Annotated in this window: 16 protein-coding genes; 9 read left to right on the plus strand and 7 right to left on the minus strand. The window is 62.7% G+C overall.

Annotated features, from left to right (window positions below; genetic code table 11):
* The first annotated feature begins 8 nt into the window (after positions 1-8).
* The 4 genes from BCY88_RS08865 (at position 9) to BCY88_RS08880 (ending at position 4305) form a co-directional block, all read left to right on the plus strand.
* A complete protein-coding gene (locus BCY88_RS08865; protein WP_120343893.1) occupies positions 9-1433 on the plus strand; it encodes a sodium:solute symporter family protein in 1425 nt (474 codons plus the stop codon).
* Between the two features lie 25 nt (positions 1434-1458).
* Positions 1459-2658 carry a sialidase family protein gene (locus tag BCY88_RS08870; protein WP_120343894.1) on the plus strand — a complete coding sequence of 400 codons (1200 nt, stop codon included), beginning with the start codon at positions 1459-1461 and terminating at the stop codon, positions 2656-2658.
* 138 nt (positions 2659-2796) lie between these two features.
* Complete coding sequence (locus BCY88_RS08875; protein ID WP_120343960.1) at positions 2797-3564, plus strand: DeoR/GlpR family DNA-binding transcription regulator; 768 nt, start codon at positions 2797-2799, stop codon at positions 3562-3564.
* A 45-nt stretch (positions 3565-3609) separates the two neighbouring features.
* On the plus strand, positions 3610-4305 hold the full coding sequence (locus tag BCY88_RS08880) for an SDR family NAD(P)-dependent oxidoreductase (RefSeq protein WP_120343895.1): 696 nt from the start codon (positions 3610-3612) through the stop codon (positions 4303-4305).
* 75 nt (positions 4306-4380) lie between these two features.
* Here the strand turns inward: BCY88_RS08880 and BCY88_RS08885 are convergent, their stop codons facing one another.
* The 3 genes from BCY88_RS08885 to BCY88_RS08895 form a co-directional block, all read right to left on the minus strand.
* On the minus strand, positions 4381-5691 hold the full coding sequence (locus tag BCY88_RS08885) for an MFS transporter (protein ID WP_120343896.1): 1311 nt from the start codon (positions 5689-5691) through the stop codon (positions 4381-4383).
* Between the two features lie 145 nt (positions 5692-5836).
* Positions 5837-6742, minus strand: coding sequence for an HpcH/HpaI aldolase/citrate lyase family protein (locus tag BCY88_RS08890; RefSeq protein ID WP_120343897.1), 906 nt, complete (start codon positions 6740-6742; stop codon positions 5837-5839).
* Positions 6739-7971 (minus strand): Zn-dependent hydrolase, encoded by a 1233-nt coding sequence (locus BCY88_RS08895; protein WP_120343898.1) that lies wholly within the window; start codon positions 7969-7971, stop codon positions 6739-6741. The genes BCY88_RS08890 and BCY88_RS08895 overlap by 4 nt, the downstream gene beginning before the upstream one ends.
* Before the next feature lie 141 nt (positions 7972-8112).
* On the opposite strand from BCY88_RS08895, the gene BCY88_RS08900 reads away from it, so the two are divergent.
* The gene (locus BCY88_RS08900; protein WP_120343961.1) at positions 8113-9066 is read left to right on the plus strand and encodes a LysR family transcriptional regulator; all 954 of its coding nucleotides are present in this window, start codon (positions 8113-8115) and stop codon (positions 9064-9066) included.
* Positions 9067-9100: 34 nt separating this feature from the next.
* Here the strand turns inward: BCY88_RS08900 and BCY88_RS08905 are convergent, their stop codons facing one another.
* The 4 genes from BCY88_RS08905 to BCY88_RS08920 all read right to left on the minus strand — a co-directional run bounded on the left by BCY88_RS08905 (position 9101) and on the right by BCY88_RS08920 (position 13000).
* Positions 9101-10027 carry a 2-hydroxyacid dehydrogenase gene (locus tag BCY88_RS08905; RefSeq protein ID WP_183081320.1) on the minus strand — a complete coding sequence of 309 codons (927 nt, stop codon included), beginning with the start codon at positions 10025-10027 and terminating at the stop codon, positions 9101-9103.
* Positions 10028-10049: 22 nt separating this feature from the next.
* On the minus strand, positions 10050-10853 hold the full coding sequence (locus BCY88_RS08910) for a class II aldolase/adducin family protein (protein WP_183081321.1): 804 nt from the start codon (positions 10851-10853) through the stop codon (positions 10050-10052).
* Between the two features lie 92 nt (positions 10854-10945).
* A complete protein-coding gene (locus tag BCY88_RS08915; protein WP_120343899.1) occupies positions 10946-11605 on the minus strand; it encodes an RraA family protein in 660 nt (219 codons plus the stop codon).
* A gap of 33 nt (positions 11606-11638) precedes the next feature.
* Positions 11639-13000, minus strand: coding sequence for an MFS transporter (locus BCY88_RS08920; RefSeq protein WP_259461289.1), 1362 nt, complete (start codon positions 12998-13000; stop codon positions 11639-11641).
* A 297-nt stretch (positions 13001-13297) separates the two neighbouring features.
* Between BCY88_RS08920 and BCY88_RS08925 the strand changes: the two genes are divergently transcribed.
* The 4 genes from BCY88_RS08925 to BCY88_RS08940 all read left to right on the plus strand — a co-directional run bounded on the left by BCY88_RS08925 (position 13298) and on the right by BCY88_RS08940 (position 16798).
* On the plus strand, positions 13298-13639 hold the full coding sequence (locus BCY88_RS08925; protein ID WP_120343900.1) for a PadR family transcriptional regulator: 342 nt from the start codon (positions 13298-13300) through the stop codon (positions 13637-13639).
* Positions 13636-14802 (plus strand): DUF1700 domain-containing protein, encoded by a 1167-nt coding sequence (locus BCY88_RS08930; protein WP_120343901.1) that lies wholly within the window; start codon positions 13636-13638, stop codon positions 14800-14802. The genes BCY88_RS08925 and BCY88_RS08930 overlap by 4 nt, the downstream gene beginning before the upstream one ends.
* 67 nt (positions 14803-14869) lie before the next feature.
* Positions 14870-15679, plus strand: coding sequence for a BPSS1780 family membrane protein (locus BCY88_RS08935; protein WP_120343902.1), 810 nt, complete (start codon positions 14870-14872; stop codon positions 15677-15679).
* A gap of 123 nt (positions 15680-15802) precedes the next feature.
* A complete protein-coding gene (locus tag BCY88_RS08940; RefSeq protein ID WP_120343903.1) occupies positions 15803-16798 on the plus strand; it encodes an ABC transporter substrate-binding protein in 996 nt (331 codons plus the stop codon).
* Positions 16799-16805 lie beyond the last annotated feature (7 nt).

Raw genomic sequence — 16805 nt, forward strand, 5'->3', positions numbered from 1 at the left:
GAGACACCATGGCAACTTTTAGCTACTGGGACACAGCGATCATCATCGGGATGGTCGTGCTCTACATTCTTCTGACCAGCTGGTTCAGCGTCAAACTGCGCAGCCGCAACTCCGAACAGTTCATGGTGGCGTCGCGCTCGATGCCGGCCGTGGTCGTCGCGGTATTGCTGATGTCGGAATTCATCGGCGCGAAATCGACGGTCGGCACCTCGCAGGAAGCGTTCAGCGCGGGGATCGCGGCGTCGTGGTCGGTGATCGCCGCTTCGATCGGTTTTCTGTTCTTTGGCCTCTTCATGGCCAAACGTCTCTACAGTTCGGGCGAGTTCACGATCTCCGGCTTCATTGCAATGAAGTACGGCAAACGCGCCAAGCTGGTCGTCTCGGCGATCATGATCTATGCGCTGTTCCTCGTGAACGTGGGCAACTATGTGAGCGGCGCTGCGGCGATTTCGACGGTGATGCGCATCAATCTGCCGACCGCCGCGGTGATCACGGCGATCGTGAGTACGGTGTACTTCGCGTGGGGCGGCTTGAAGAGCGTCGCATACCTGACTATCGTGCATAGCGCGGTCAAGTTGATCGGCATCGCGATTCTGGTGGTCGTGGCGTGGCAAATGACCGGCGGCATCCAGCCGATGATGGCGCAGATGCCCGAGCATTACTTCACCTGGAACGGCTCGCTCAGCAACGGTACGATCGGCGCGTGGATCATCGGCACGGCGGGCGCGATCTTCTCGACGCAGTTCATCATTCAGGCGATATCCGCGACCCGTTCACCCGCGGCGGCGCGCAATGCCTCGCTGCTGGCCGCGGCATTGTGCGTGCCGATCTCGATCGCGCTGGGTTTCCTCGGCGTGGCCGCCAAGTTTCTGTTTCCCAACATCAAGAGCCTCTATGCGCTGCCGGTGTTTCTGCAGCACATGAATCCGCTGCTGGCCGGCGTCGTGACGACCTCGCTCGTCGCGTCGATTTTCGTCAGCGTGTGCACCGTGGCGCTTGCCATCGCCTCGCTGGTGGTGAAGGATTTCTATGTGCCGCGCTACAACCCGGCGCCCGATGTCGAACTGCGCATGACGCGCTGGATTTCGCTCGTGGTCGGACTCGTGCCGCTCGTATTCGTGCTGTTCGTGCCGCAGATCCTGGCGCTGTCGTTCTTCACGCGGGCGTTGCGGTTGACGGTCTCCGTGGTGGCCCTGATCGGCATCTATCTGCCTTTCTTCAACAGCAGCCGTGGGGCGATGGCCGCGCTGATCATCGCGACGATCTCGACCACGGTGTGGTATCTGCTCGGCAATCCGTTCGGTATCGACAACATGTATGTGTCGCTGGTGACGCCGGCTGTCGTTATCGTGCTGGAAAAATTGCTGTTTCCCTCGGATTCCAAGCCGGCCGGCGCGAGCGGCGAACGGCTCCAGCATCGTGAATCACATTGAAGTGACGTATTCAGGAGAACTCCGGATGACTTCCATCCTCACAGAAGCCCCCACTCCGGCGGCATGGGACGGCCATGTGCGCGTGGCCTACGCCGATGCGCAGCGCCACGACGCCTGGTTGCCGTCCCCGTGCGTGCAGAACCACGCGGCCAACCTGCATGCGCTGCCCAATGGCGACCTGCTGTGTGTCTGGTTTGGCGGCACGCAGGAGGGGATTCCCGACGTGTCGATCTACATGTCGCGCTTGCGTGCGGGTGCCGGCGTCTGGTCCGAGCCCGAGAAGCTCTCGAACGACCCGACACGCTCCGAGCAGAACCCCGTGCTGTTTACCGCGCCCGATGGCCGTTTGTGGCTCACCTATACCGCGCAGTTGTCCGGCCATCAGAACACGGCGATCGTGCGGCGGCGCATCTCGTCCGACGGCGGCATAACCTGGGGGCCGATCGAGACGTTGTTCGATCGTGCGGGCACCTTCGTGCGTCAACCGATCGTCGTCCTGCCGGACGGCGCATGGTTGTGCCCGGTGTTCCTGTGCCGCACCGAACCCGGTGAACGCTGGGTTGGCAACAACGACATCAGCGCCGTGCTGATTTCCGAAGACGAAGGGCGCTCGTGGCGCGAGCATGAGGTGCCCGACAGCGTGGGTTGCGTGCATATGAACGTGCAGGTACTCGCCGACGGCTCCCTGCTCGCACTGTTTCGCAGCCGCTGGGCGGATTTTATCTACGCGAGCCGCTCCAACGATGGCCGCACGTGGAGCGCGCCGCAAGCAACCACGTTACCGAACAACAACTCGTCGATCCAGTTCGTGCCGCTGAAGAACGGCCATCTCGCACTGGTGTTCAACGAGAGCGACGCGTCGCATAGCACCGGGCGGCGCGCCTCACTGTACGACGATATCGAAGATTCGGAAGACAGCGGCGCGTTGCGCGATCAAGGCGCATCGGCGCACGGCAGCGCATTCTGGGGCGCGCCGCGCAGCCCGATGTCACTGGCTGTTTCCGAAGACGGCGGCCACACCTGGCCGCGCCGGCGCAATCTGGAAATCGGCGACGGCTACTGCATGACGAACAACTCGGCCGAGCAGCGCAACCGCGAGTATTCGTACCCGTCGATCGTGCAATCGGCCGACGGCGCATTGCATATTGCTTTCACGTACTTCCGTCAACGGATCAAATACGTGAGCGTCGACGAAAGCTGGGTGCGCGGCTCATGCCGTAAGTGAAACGGCAGGGATGGATGAGCCGGTTTTGAGCGGACCGGCAAGGGACACGGCGTACGAATGGAAATTCGCTACACTAGGCACACTTTTTCGCGCGCTTATGGCGCGCTGTCGCTTAACCGGTTCCTCCGATCCAAGATCATGAAAGTTGCGAAACGCCGCGAGGCGATGCTTCACGCTGTGCTGGGCGGGATGACAGATGTCGGTACCTTGTGCGAGCACTTCGGCATGTCCGAGGCGACCGTACGGCGCGATTTGCGCGCGCTCGCGGAGGACCGGCAGATTCTGCGCACCTACGGCGGCGCGGCGGCGGTGAGCGCGCACGAGCCGGAAGCTTCGCTCGACGAGCGCAGCGAGAGCTTTCGCGAGCAGAAAGATGCGATCGCGCGCGCGGCGCTCGCGCATGTCCAGCAAGACGACACGTTGTTTCTCGATGGCGGGACCACCACCGCGGCGCTTGCACGGCAATTGATCGGGCATCTCTCGATTCATGTCGTGACGAACAATCTGCTGGTGGTCGGCGCGCTCGCGGCCAGCAAGGTGCGGGTGACCTTGATTGGCGGCGATATCCGCTCGTCGAGCATGAGTACGCTCGGGCCGCTGGCGCAGCTTGCGCTGAGCCGCCTGAGTTTCGACAAGGCGTTTCTCGGTGCCGACGGTGTGACGGCAACACGTGGCTTGTGTGAGGCGACGGCCGAGCAGGCGTATCTGAAGGAATGTGTGATCCGCCAGGCAGCGAGCGTGTTCGTGCTGGTTACCGCCGACAAGCTCGGCCGCGCCAGCCAGCAGCATTGGACGCCGCTCGAGCGCGACTGGACGTTGATTACCGATGACGCGGCTGAGCCGCAGGAACTGGCCTTGTTCGATGAGCGAGGCGAGGTGACGGTGGAGACCGTGGCGGCCCGCTAAGCGTTCGCGACGCCTCTCCGTGACCGATTTTCGAGGGGAAGCGGAGTGACAGCGAAGTCTGTTGAACAGAAGCACGCCGTGGTCACGGGTGCGTCGTCGGGAATCGGCGAGGCGATCGTCCAGCGCCTGCTGGCGCAAGGGTGGCGCGTAACGGGCCTGTGCCGGACACCGGCGAAGCACGACGTCGAGCACCTGAAGATTATCCCCGTCGACGTGACGGATTTTGCCGCGCTGGTGCCTGTTGTCGATGCCATCGGCGCCTGCGATGCGTTCGTGCATGCAGCCGGCTTCATGCGCACGGCGCCGTTAGGCGAACTGGCCGCCGAAGACGGTGCGGCGATGTGGCGGATTCATGTCGACGCGGCTGCATTTCTCGTCAATGCGCTGTTGCCGAACCTGTCCACAGGTGGCCGTATTGTGCTGATCGGCAGCCGGACGGCAAATGGCGCTCCTACCCGCAGCCAATATGCCGCGACCAAGGCGGCACTGGTCGGCATGGCCCGATCCTGGGCCGCCGAACTCGCGCCGCGCGGCATCACCGTCAATGTGGTGGCGCCAGGCGCCACCGATACGCCGCTGCTCAGCCATCCCGCGCGAGCCGGTACGCCGCCTAAATTGCCGCCGATCGGCCGCTTCGTCAAACCGTCGGAAGTGGCCGCGTTGACCGCCTTCCTGCTCGGTGCCGATGCGGGTGCGATTACCGGGCAGCAGATCGTGATGTGCGGGGGCGCGTCGCTCTAGGCCGGCGTGATTCGATCAATGGCGCTTTTGCCGGCCGGATTCGCATCGCGTCTGATCGTCCTCTGCCGGGCGGCCCTAACTGGCTAGCACTGCCGTGGTTTCCTCCGCGCGTATCCCCTTGCGATAACGCCCAAGCCCCACGATACCAACCAGCGACACGGCCGAAAGCAGCGTGAAGAACATCGCCAGCGGCAGCCACTCGCCCTTGTAGTTCTGCGCGAGCATCGTCCCGATCAACGGCGTCGTTCCACCGGCGATTGTCGCGCACAGTTGATAGGCGATCGAAATGCCGGAGTAGCGGACCTGCGTTGGAAATGCCGGCGTCATGAAACCGGCGATGACGGCGTAGGTGGCGGACAGCACCACCACCGCGAGCGAGATGCCTGCCACGATCGCGACGGGGCTTTGCGTCTTGACGAGCAGGAACATCGGGTAGGGCGTGAACATGGACACGAGGGCCGCCCAGGTCAGAAAGCGGGTCTCGCCAACGCGTTGCGCCAGCAGTGCCGAAATCGGCTGCGACGCCAACTGGATCAGGGTGACCACAAACAGGCAATCGAGAATGAATGATTTCGACATGCCGAGATAACCTGTGACATACGAAATCATGAACGTGTTGGTGAAGAAGAATCCGGCGGAGCCGATTGTCGTAGCCATCGCCGCCATGACGATCGGGTACCAGGCGGTACGCAGCACTTCCTTGACGGGCGACTTCAGCACCTCGCGATTCTTGCGAAGCAGCTCGAACTCGGGCGACTCCTTGACGCCGAGACGGATCGCCATGCCGATCAACAGCAGCACGAAGCTGGCCAGAAACGGCAGGCGCCAGCCCCAGGCCACGAAGCTGTCGTGATCGAGCGAGGTAACGAGCCTGAACGACACAAGCGAAAGAATCAGGCCGACCGGGCTGCCCATCTGCGGCAGCGACGCGAAGAACGTTTTACGGCCGGCCGGCGCATGCTCGCTCGCCATCAGCACCGCGCCGCCCCATTCGCCGCCCACGGCAATACCTTGCAGAATCCGCAGCAGCACCAGCAGAACCGGCGCCCAGATGCCAATGCTGCTATAGCCGGGCAACAGACCGATGCCGGTGGTGGCGATCCCCATCAGGAACATGGTCAGCAGCAGCATCTTCTTGCGACCGAGCTTGTCGCCGAGATGCCCGAAGACCGCGCCGCTCAACGGGCGCGCCACGAAGCCGACAAAGAACGTGCCGAACGAGGCCATCGTACTGAGGAAGTGATTGCTGCTGGGGAAGAACACCTCGCCGAGCACGAGCGCGGCGGCCGTCGCATAGGTGTAGTAGTCGTAGTACTCGACGGCCGTGCCGATAAAAGCCGCGGTGGCGGCGCGTACGGGCTGGTGCGTCTGTTCAGAATGGGACATGGAGAATCCTGTTGATGGACGGCAGCGTGGGTTTGATTAGCGTTTTTATCGGTCGCCGAAATGCGCCTGCCAAATTCGGATTTTTAATCTTCACTATCAGGATGGCTAATGTTTGCGGGATCGTTTGCCTGCGCGTTTGCCAAGGCTATGCGTTGCGGCTGTCGTCAAAGGCGCGCAGCAGCGCATCGCGCGCGATCAATCGTTGCGCGTTATTGCGTTCCGGGTAGTCGATCCATGCCGATCCGTCGGTGGCGGACGGATTCGCCTGCTGTGCCGCGTGCGCGGCGATGAGGTCATGCGCAGCCCGCACGTCTTCCTTGGTCGGCGTCAGCGCACGGTGAATCGCCGGCACGTGCTCCGCAAACACGACGCTTTTCGAGGTAAATCCGAGTTGCGTGGAGAGGTCCATGTCACGTTCCAGCACCTGCGCCGCCCGATACGTACACGGAAGATCGATCGGCACACAGCCGGCGGCAACGCACTCGACCAGAAAGCGGCTACGTGCGTAGAGCAGTTCGTTGCCGCCAGGCGTGCGGCGCGCGCCGAGATTCGCCGCCAGGTCTTCGACCGCGAGCATGCAGCACTTTATGCGTGCTCCCACGTGAAGCAGCGCGCCCAGATTGACCAGACCCTGTGCGGATTCGATAACTGGAACCACCTCCGTCGAGCCCGCCGGAATGCCCAGCTTGCGCTCGATGACGGCGAGCGCATCGTCGAGCGCGGCCAGTTGGGCCGTGCCTTGCGCGTGCGGCAGAAAAATTGCCCGTGGGTGGCCGGGCATGACGCCTTCGAGATCGGCATGGCCGTCGTGCTCCAGGGTGTTGATCCGTACCGAGCCGAACGTGCCGGCCGCCGCCGCGTCGCGCAATAGCGTGACAATGCGCTCGCGTGCCTGCGGCCGGTCTTGCGGCGAGGTCATCTCTTCCAGGTCGGCGACCACGGCGTCGGCGCCGCTGCGCAGAGCTGCGGCGTGGGCCATGGGATTGTTGCCGGGCACGAAGAGCCATGTGCGCCGCACACCTGGCGCACGCACCGTTTGATGGGGGTTCATGCGGCTTGCCCCGCGCGCGCCAGCATCGCGTGAAGCAGCACGTCCGTGCCACGCCTGACGTCTTCCGGCAACGCATCTTCGGCTTCGTTATGGCTCAGACCGTCGACGCAGGGAATAAAAATCATCGCCGTCGGACAATGTTTGGCGAGATGGATCGCGTCGTGTCCGGCGCCACTGATGATGCGTTGATGCGGATAGTCCAGCGCTTCCACCGCGTGGCTGACCGCGGCAATGCACAGCGGGTCGAACGGCGTGGCCGGGCTGACCCAATGCTGTGTTATCTCGACCGTCTGGCGGCGGCGTTTTGCAATCGTCTCGAAGCGCTCGCGCAGCGCGGTTTCCATGTTGCCGATCAGCGTATCGTCCGGATGGCGCAGGTCCACCGTGAACGTCAGGTCCGCGGCGATGGTATTGCGCGACGCATTGCGTATGTGCAGCTCACCAATGGTGGCGAGACCTTGCGGGAAAAACTCCGCTGCGATGCGCTCCAGTTCCGCGGCCATTTCCGCGCTCGCGAACAGCGCGTCGCGGCGGTACTGCATCGGCGTCGTGCCCGCATGCGCTGCCTGGCCACGCACGCGCACGTCGAGCCAGCGAATCGCCTGGCCGCCTGTCACGACGCCGATCGGCACGCCGCTTTCCTCGAGAACGGGACCCTGTTCAATGTGCGCCTCGAAGTACGCGTCGAAGACAATGCCGGGCACGGCGCGCGTGCCGGCATAGCCGGTGGTTTGCAGAGCATCTTCGACCGAGGTGCCGTCGGCATCGCGCGTGCTCAACGCCTGGGCGAGCGGCATGACGCCGGTGAAGGCTGCCGATCCGAGCATGGCCGGCGTGAAGCGCGCGCCTTCCTCATTGGTCCACACGACGATCTCGATGGGCTTGTCGGTTTCAATGTTCGCGTCGTTCAAGGTGCGTACGACTTCGAGCGCGGCGAGCACGCCGTAGACCCCGTCGAAGCGGCCGCCCTCGGGCTGGGTGTCAAGGTGACTTCCGCTCGCAACGGGCGCTGCGCCGTTCCGTTTGCCGGCGCGCCGCGCGAAAAGATTGCCCACCTGATCGACGGACAACGTGAGCCCGGCCTCGATGCACCACTGCGAAAAAAGCGCCCGGCCTGCCGCGTCCTGCGCGCTCAGTGCGAGGCGCCGCACGCCGCCTGCGGGGGTGGCGCCGACGGCGGCCATGTTCATCAGGCTCGTCCAGAGCCGCTCACCATTGATTTTTAGCATCACATACTCCTGAAGCCGCGGCGCAATCGCCGCGTCGGGTTCGTCGTGATGCCTTTATCGGTAATCAAAAATGATAAGTCTAATTTCTAATTCTAATCCTCAGTATAATTTTCGTGGATGATGTAAACAGTGAGGCTCATCGTGAGCAAAGACCGCCCGGACACCTACCTGAACGACCGCCTTGACTGGAATCTGCTGCGCACTTTTCTCGCCATTGCGAAAGAGGGCAGCGTGAGTCGCGCGGCGGCCAGGCTGCATCTGACACAGCCCGCCGTGAGCCAGGCGCTGCGGCGTCTGGAGGAGCAGTTGGGACTGCGCCTCGTGGACCGTCACGGTCCGCGTATCGAGGTCACGCAGGCCGGTATCGAAGTGAAACAGATTGCTGAGGACGTGTACGGCACGATCTCGCGCCTGTCGCTTGCCGAAGTGGATCGCGATCACGATATCTCCGGCATGGTGCGCGTGAGTACCGTCAGCGGCATTGATTTTCCGGCCTACGATACGTTTCTTGCCGAGTTTCACCGCACCTATCCGCGCATCGAACTCGAAAGTCAGGAGATGCGCAGCGCCGATGTGGTGAACAGTCTGCAGCAAAAATCCGCGACGCTTGGGCTGACGCCGCGGCGCGCGTTACCCAAACGAGTCGACAGCCGCGTGTTTCTGCGGCAACGGTATGCGCTTTTCTGCGGACGCCATCATCCGCTCTTTGGACGCAGCGACATCCGGGTTGCCGACCTGGCGGGCGAAAAGTTCGTCTCCTTCACTGGCGACAAGGTGGGTGACCACATGTCCCCGCTCACGTTTTTTCGTGACGAGATGGGCTTCACGGGGCGCGTGGTCGGCTCATCGTCGAGCATGACCGAGGTGCGGCGTTTCATCTTCGCGGGCTTCGGTATCGGTTGCCTGCCGGAACACGTGGTGCGCGACGACATTGCTCAAGGCCGCCTTCAGCGGCTGCCGCCGGATGACGGCGTGGCCGACCTCGATATCTATATGCTGTGGTCACAGGACCGCAAGCTGAGCGCTGCTGAAGCCGCGTTTATCGATGCGCTGAATGTGTTCATCGACGGCCAGGCGGAAGGCGCTGAACGTTAGCGCGCCGCCCGGTAGTTGTGGTCAATAAGCGCGCTCAGTAACCACGCGTGACGTCCACTACATTCTGCAGTGGCTCGCCGCGGATCAGCCTGCGTGCGTTGTGCGCCACTTGCGTGCCGATCGTCGCCGAGCTGGCAACCGACGCCATGTGGGGCGTCACGATCAGATTCGGAGCCCGCCACAGCGGATCTTCGCGTGGTAGCGGTTCGGTCGGAAACACATCGACGATCGCGCCGCCGATCTGTCCGCTTGTGAGCGCAGCGATCAGATCCGCGGGCACCAGGTGCTCGCCGCGGCCAACGTGAATCAGTTTCGCGCCCGGGCGCAAGTGTTCGAAGGTGTTCGCGTTGAGAATTCCGCGGGTTTCGTGCGTGAGCGGCAGGAGGCACACGAGGATGTCGGTGCCCTGGAGAAATGGTTTGAGCTGCTCGGGGCCGGCGAAAGTAGTCACGCCCGGCAGTTCACGGGGCTTGCGCGCCCAGCCGCGCACCGCGAAGCCGAAGCGCTGCAAATCCGTCGCGACGCGGCTGCCGATTTCCCCCAGTCCCATGATGCCCACGGCGCATTCGGACGCATCGCGCTGATCGTGGCGGAACCAGCGGTCAAGACGCTGATTGGCGAGCACGCGGTCGAGTTGACGATGAAAGTGCAGCACCCCCCACGTAACGAATTCGCCCATTCCACGTGCATGTTGTGGATCGACGACGCGGCACAGCGGCACGGCGGGCAGGGCAGGATCGGACAGAATGTTGTCGACACCCGCGGCGATGCTATGCACGAGCCGCAGTTTCGGCAGCGCCGCCAGTGCGCCGGCCGGTGGGTTCCAGCACACGGCGATTTCCGCGTCGCCCGCGGATTGCTCGCCGTGCATCACGACCTCGAGGTCAGGAGCGGCACGCTGAATCGGCTGCACCAGATGTGACATGTCGTAGTCACGGCTCATCAGAACGAGTTTGGTCATTGCATCGAATCGGAAAGCGGGCCTAGTTGCGGTAGTCGGATTGCGGATCGTCGATCAGTCGTAGCGCCGCGCGCCACGCCAGTTCCGCAATTTCCGCGGAGTCTTCGCGGGCGAACTGGCTCGCGGTCAGCTCGCACACTTCTCGCGGCGGAATGCGCAGCGCGCTGCCGCCGGCCAGCGCCTGGATTTGCGCCTGACAGGCCCGTTCGAGGAAATAGATTTCGTGGAAGGCTTCAGCGGCCGTGGTGCCTGCCGCGAGCAGCCCGTGATTGCGCAGAATCATCGCCTTGCATGAACCGAGGTCGCGCACCAGACGCTCGCGCTCGCCGAGTTCGAGCGCGATGCCTTCGTAATCGTGATAGGCGAGCTTGCCGTAAAACTTCAGCGCATGCTGGCTGATCGGCAGCAACCCCTGCTCCTGGGCCGATACCGCCGTGCCGGCGGCCGTATGCGTGTGGATCACGAAATGCAGATCGTCGCGTGCCGCGTGAATGGCGGAATGAATCGTGAACCCGGCGGCGTTCACGCGAAATAGCGCGGGCTCGCTGTGCGCCCGTTCATCGATGACATTGCCGAGATGATCGATCTTCACGAGGTCCGACGCGCGCATCTCGTGGAACAGCACGCCATAGCGGTTGATCAGAAATGCCGGCGGCTCGCCCGGCGCGCCGGGCAGGCGTGCCGTGATGTGCGTGTCGATCATGTCGGTCATGCGGAAGTGAGCGGCCAGCCGGTAGAGCGCCGCCAGTTCCTCCCGTACCTGCTGTTCGTCGCCCAGCGGCGCCGGTTTTTCGCTTATGCGATCGGGTGTTGGCGTGGATTGCATTTCAGAAGTCTCCCTGGTTCTCGCTTGCTGTAGCTGTAACTGTAGTGCGCGTAGTGTTCGTTAGTGAGTCAGTATCCGTCAATTTCATTGTTTTAATGCTGATCATTAGCGGCGCGAATAGTTGACGGCGTAACGCATTGCAGAACCTCGTGAACCGGTTCTTTGGCATTGAGCCGGGCCAGGATGGCGGGCTCCGCGCGATCGGATGCGAGCGCCAGATCGATCACGGCAGTGAGGGCCGGCGCTTGCGCGAACAGCACGCCGTTGTCGTCGGCCAGCACGATGTCGCCTGGTCTCACCACGATCCCGCCGCACATCACCGGCTCGTTGAACAGACTCGACTCCGTATCGCGTTTCTTGGTCGTCAGCAAAGACGTGCCGCGCGCGAACACCGGCAGCCCCGTGCTGCGTAGTTCGATGAGATCGGTCACCACGCCGTCGACGATAACGCCGCTCGCGCCGGCGTTGAGCGCGGCGCATGCCGTGACCGCTCCGACCGGCGCATGCGCGTGGTTGCCGTTCATGTCGATCACCAGCACGTCGCCGGGCTTGAGTTGCGACAGCGCGTGGTTCACGGGAATGGCGTCGGGCGACAGCAGTTTGAGCGTTACCGCGCGCCCGATCACCTTCACGTTGGGGACCATCGCGCGAATGAGATGGTCCGCGAAGCCGTTCTCCAGAAAGTGCCCGAGCGTCGGGAAACTGACGGCCTCAAGACCGCGCAGTAAGGACGATTCTGCCGTGGCGGGCATAAGTGAAATGTTTTCCGTTTCCATATCAGGCCTTCACGAAAGGCTCGCGGTGGCGGCATGGGCGCGCGCCGTGGATGAGATATCGCGGCGCAGCGTTTCCGCGAGCAGCACGAGCGCGAGCACGGACACAGCGGCCGAGCCCATCATGTACCACGCCACCGACGAACCGCGGCCCGTCGCGGACAACAGCGCGGTGGTGACAATCGGCGTGGCCGCACTGCCGAGCAGCCCGGACAGCATATAGCTCACCGAGAGGCCGGAGTAGCGAACCTCGGTGCCGAACAACTCCGCGAGGAAGGTTGCGATGGGGCCGTAGTTCGCGGCGAAAGCGGTTATCATCAGCAGATAACCGAGCAGTGCGAACGAAAACTCGCGCGTATCCAGCAGCCAGAAAAGCGGAAAAGCAAGCAGGGCTTCCGCGACGATGCCGCCGATAATCACCGGCTTGCGGCCCACGATATCGGACAGCTTGCCGAAGGCCGGCAGCAACACGATGCAGAGCGCGCAGGCAATCAAGGCAATGGAGAGCATGGCGTTGCGCGAGAAGCCCAGCGTCTGCGTGCCATAGGTCAGCCCGAAGGCGACGATCAGATTGAACGAGGTACCGGTCGACATGGTCGCGATGCCGCCGAGCAGAACCTGCTTCCAGTAGCGCGTGAGTACCTCGGCGATCGGCAATTTGACTTGTGCGTCGGCTTCCTTGACCTTGCGAAACGACGGCGTTTCCGATGTATTCAACCGGATATACAGCCCAACGCCTACGAGCAGGGCGCTCGCCAGGAACGGAATGCGCCAGCCCCAGGAGAGCAGTGCCTCGTTTGACAGCATGGCATTGCTGACCAGAAACGCCAGATTGGCGATCAGGGTGCCGGCGGGCACGCCGATCTGCACCCACGATCCATACAGTCCGCGCTTGTTGGCGGGCGCATGTTCCACCGCCATCAGCACGGCGCCGCCCCACTCGCCGCCGAGCGCGAGCCCCTGGATGACGCGCAAGGTGAGCAGCAGAATGGGCGCCCAGATTCCGATCGACGCGTAGTTCGGCAGCAGGCCAATCGAGAATGTCGCGATGCCCATAATGATGAGCGAGACCAGCAGCATGGCCTTGCGCCCCAGGCGGTCGCCGAAATGGCCGAACAGCGCGGCGCCCACAATGCGCGCGAGATAGGCGGAGGCGAAGGTGCCGAATGCAAGCAAGGTGCCGACCAGCGGCACAAAGCCGGGAAAGAACACCTTGTTGAAAACGAGTGCCGAGGCGGTGGCGAAAACGAACAGGTCATACCATTCGACAGTCGTGCCGATCACGCTCGCTACCGCGATACTGTTCATGTTGGCTGGGGTGCCTGGGGTTCCGTCTGATGGCGGCGGCATGTCCGCGTGGCGCTGGGACGTCATGGCTTTCTCCTTGAGGCATGGCGGTTTCAGTGGATGAACGCAGCCATTGCGCGCATGGCCTGGTGCCTTTATCGGAAGCCAAAAACAATAAGTAAAAGTCTGTTTTCTAATCCTTTGTATTAATGTCGCGAATGATCGAAGGCGGGTCCGGCTGGTCGCGACGTCCTGTGCATAAAACAGTACCTTGCATTAAACAATACTGGGTGCTAGAGTTCGTCCATCTTTTGGCGGATCAGTGTGTTCCGCACCAGTGCATAGCAAGGTACCGTGCTATGCACATTAATGTAATGGATCTGAATGAAAACGCAGCTCAAGAAGGGAACCCTCGACATGTGCGTGTTGGCTGTCCTCGCCGGCGGCGACAGCTACGCCTACGAGCTCGTCTCGACGCTTTCGGAAACCATGGAGATCAGCGAGGGCACGATCTACCCGCTGATGCGCCGCTTGCAGGCCGAGGCGTGGGTGTCGACCTATTTCGTGGAATCCAGCTCGGGGCCGCCACGCAAGTACTACTCGCTGACGGCGGCGGGTCGCAACAGCCTGGCGGAAATGCAAAGCGAATGGCGCAGTTTTGTCGATGAAGTCAATGGCGTGCTGGCCTTGTCCGGTACGTCCTCAGGAACAGGGGAAAAGCAATGACGCAGGACGCATTCATCCAGCAATTGCGCCACGAACTGCGGAGTCTGCCGAAGCAGGTAGTCGACGAAATCGTCGCCGACTATCGCGAGTACTTCGGCGACGCGCTCGCAGCGGGGCGCAGTGAAGCAGAAGTGGTTGCCGCGCTCGGCGACCCGGTCAAGCTTGCACGCGAACTGAAAGCGCAGGCAACGTTCCGCCAGTGGGAGACGCGGCGCTCGTTCGGCAACCTGATGCGGGTGATCGTGTCGATTGCGGGGCTCGGTCTGTTGCAATTGCTTCTCCTGATTCCATTCATGTTCTACCTGCTGATACTGACGTTCTGCTATGCGATCTCGGGTGCGCTCACGGTTGCCGGGCTTGTAACGGTGGTCGCGCTAGGCAGTCACCATCTGTTCGGGTGGCCGCCGTTCCATTCGGTGCCGTTCACCTTTGAGAGCAGTGACGTGAGAACGGATCAGCAGGCGAGCGGCAGCGGCAACAGCAGCGCGCCGAACAACAACAGTGATGCGGATCACTCGCCCACGCAGGGTGACGTCGGCCTCGCAATCGCCAACATGAAAGCATTCCAGGTGGACGGCGACCGTTTCCTGCTGCGGCCGGATGCGGCCACACGGATTTCCATCGTGACCCTTGCCGGCCCAATCGATATCAAGAATGAGGGCGGCAACCTCAAGATCGATTCCGTCGGCGGCGCGCGCGATCTGTTCAAAGTCGACCCGGACGGCACATGGTCTATCGCATCCGCCGATATCGTCGCGCTCGATCTCAGGGATCACGAAGGAGATAAAGTTTCCGTCGCTCGCATTGGAGCCGGTGCGAAGTCGATGGCATGGGATATCAGGAACCACGGCGAACACGTGTCCTTCGTACAGGGGACGGACGGCAGCGGCAAAAGCCTGGTGGTTCGCCGCGGATCGGAATCGGTCGTGATCGATCGCGACCACGTTGCGATCCGGAACGGTTCGCAGAGCACCGTTGTTGTCGGATCGCATGGCTCGGGCATCGGCGCGATGATCTACGGGTTCGCGATGCTGGTTGCCGGCATCGTCGGCTTGTGGCTGTGTTTGTGGTTGACGCGCGTTACATGGCGTGGCCTCGTCCGCTACGTCCGGCGGCAACTCGATCTGATTACCGCCCGGCTCGACGAAGGGCACTCTGCCTGAACCGCAGTGTGGATTGACTGACGTTTCGATCTTCTTTCGGTGCTCATTCGATAAACAGGAAGCGGCCATGAACCTGCACTATTCAGGCGGTACTGCAGTCCCCACGCACTCACAACGTGCGCCCGGGCTGCGCTATCCAGACAGCCGTGTGGCGAGCTTACGGAGCGCGGCCGGCTGGCTCGCGCAAGGGTTCCGGATCGCGCGCACGAATCCGGTGCTGTGGTTCGGGGCGATTCTTGGTTGTGCCGATTTTGCGACGTTGTTCGAACTGGTGCCGCCGTTGCGGTTGCTCGCGGTGCTCGTCGGGCCGATCCTTGCCGCGGGTCTGGTGCTGATGCAGGAGCGCTCGAGCAATGCGCGCCCGTGGGCGATTCGCGAGACGCTCGAGGCCGTCAACGTGCATCGCAATGCGTTGATCGCGATCGGGGTATGCGGCGCTGCCGTTGTTTGCGCGGGGCAACTGATTTCGTTCGCGGTGTTCCATGTATCCATGAGGGCATCCGTGATGCCCAATGGCCTGCATGATCTGACGATCGTCTACGGCGCGCACAACGGATCGGGCAATGCGCTTGAGCCGCTATTCGATTTTCTCGGCTATGCGCTCGCGGCTTCGCTGGTCTGGTTTGCGCCGACTCTGGTGGTGCTGAACAACATTTCACCGCTGAACGCGATGGCAGCAAGTTTGCGTGCCGTCGTGCGCAACTGGCGCATTGCGCTCCTGTACGCAATCGTAATCGCGGGGGCGCTCGCGGGAACTGCCTTGCTGGCCAACCCGGCGGCTATGCTCGTGCGCGGATTGGTGGTGATGCCGCTGGTCAGCGCGTTGATCGTTCTGTCGAGGTATGGCGCTTATCGCGGCATATTCGGGCAACCGTAAGCGATGGCCTCGCGTCGGGCTGAAAAAGATAGCAGTCCGTTCGAGATAAAGATATCGCAATTGAATCATTCTCACGGCACGTCCTGATCGCTACGCTAGCAGACATATTGCATGCGAGGGCATATGGCTGCTTCTGTTTTCACGTCGTTTTCCACGCGGCGACGCGCGCTGAAACTGCTCGGCGCAGTACCGGCGCTGGCCGCAACCGGCGCATTTCATGCGCGCAACGTGCAGGCTGCGGATCTGGCATCCACGACGATCGTGCTCGGCGATCAAGCCGGCGGCACCCGGGCGCTGGCGGAAGCGGCGAAGGTGCTCGACGGTACGCCGTACGCATTTCGCTGGGCCAACTTCCAGGGCGCGGCACCCCTCTTCGAAGCGCAACGCGCGGGCGCCGTCGATCTTGCTCCGGCGGGCGACTTGCCGGTGCTTGCCGCAGCGGTGGGTGACCCGAGCCTGAAGATCGTCGCGACACGTGTGGGCTCGGGTGCGCAACTCGGCATTCTGGTTGCGCGCGATTCGCCGATTCGCACGGTGGCGGATCTGAAGGGGCGCGACGTGTTCGTGTCGTCCGCACGCGGCAGTATTTCGCAGTTCCAGTTGTATGGCGCACTCGCCGAAGCCGGACTTTCGAAAGACGATGTCAAGGTCCGCTTCATCCTGCCCGTCGATGCGTTTGCCGCTTTCGCGTCCGGTTCGATCGACGTGTGGGCGACCTTCGATCCGTACTACGGCATTGCGATTCAACGCGGCGCGCGCATTTTGCGCGACGGGTCCGGCATCAATAGTGGGCTCGGTTTCATCACGGCGTCGGGCGCCGCGCTTGCGGATGCGCGCAAACGTGCGGCCATCGCGGACGTTCTGCTCCGGCTGCAACGCGCGGGCGATTGGGCGCTTGCAAATCCCGATGCCTACGCGCAGATCTACGCGACATTGACGCGTTCACCGCTAGACGCCGCGAAGCAAATCACCCAGCGCGCGTCATTGAAGCAGCACTTCGTGACCGACGCGGATATCGCCGCACTTCAGAAAGTTGCCGATAGCGCGGATCGCGACGCGATCCTGCCGCGCCGCATCGACGTCCGCTCGATTGCGGAGACCCACATCGCGCGGGGCTGAAACGCGC

This window comes from Paraburkholderia fungorum, assembly GCF_003610895.1.
Taxonomy (GTDB): domain Bacteria; phylum Pseudomonadota; class Gammaproteobacteria; order Burkholderiales; family Burkholderiaceae; genus Paraburkholderia; species Paraburkholderia fungorum_B.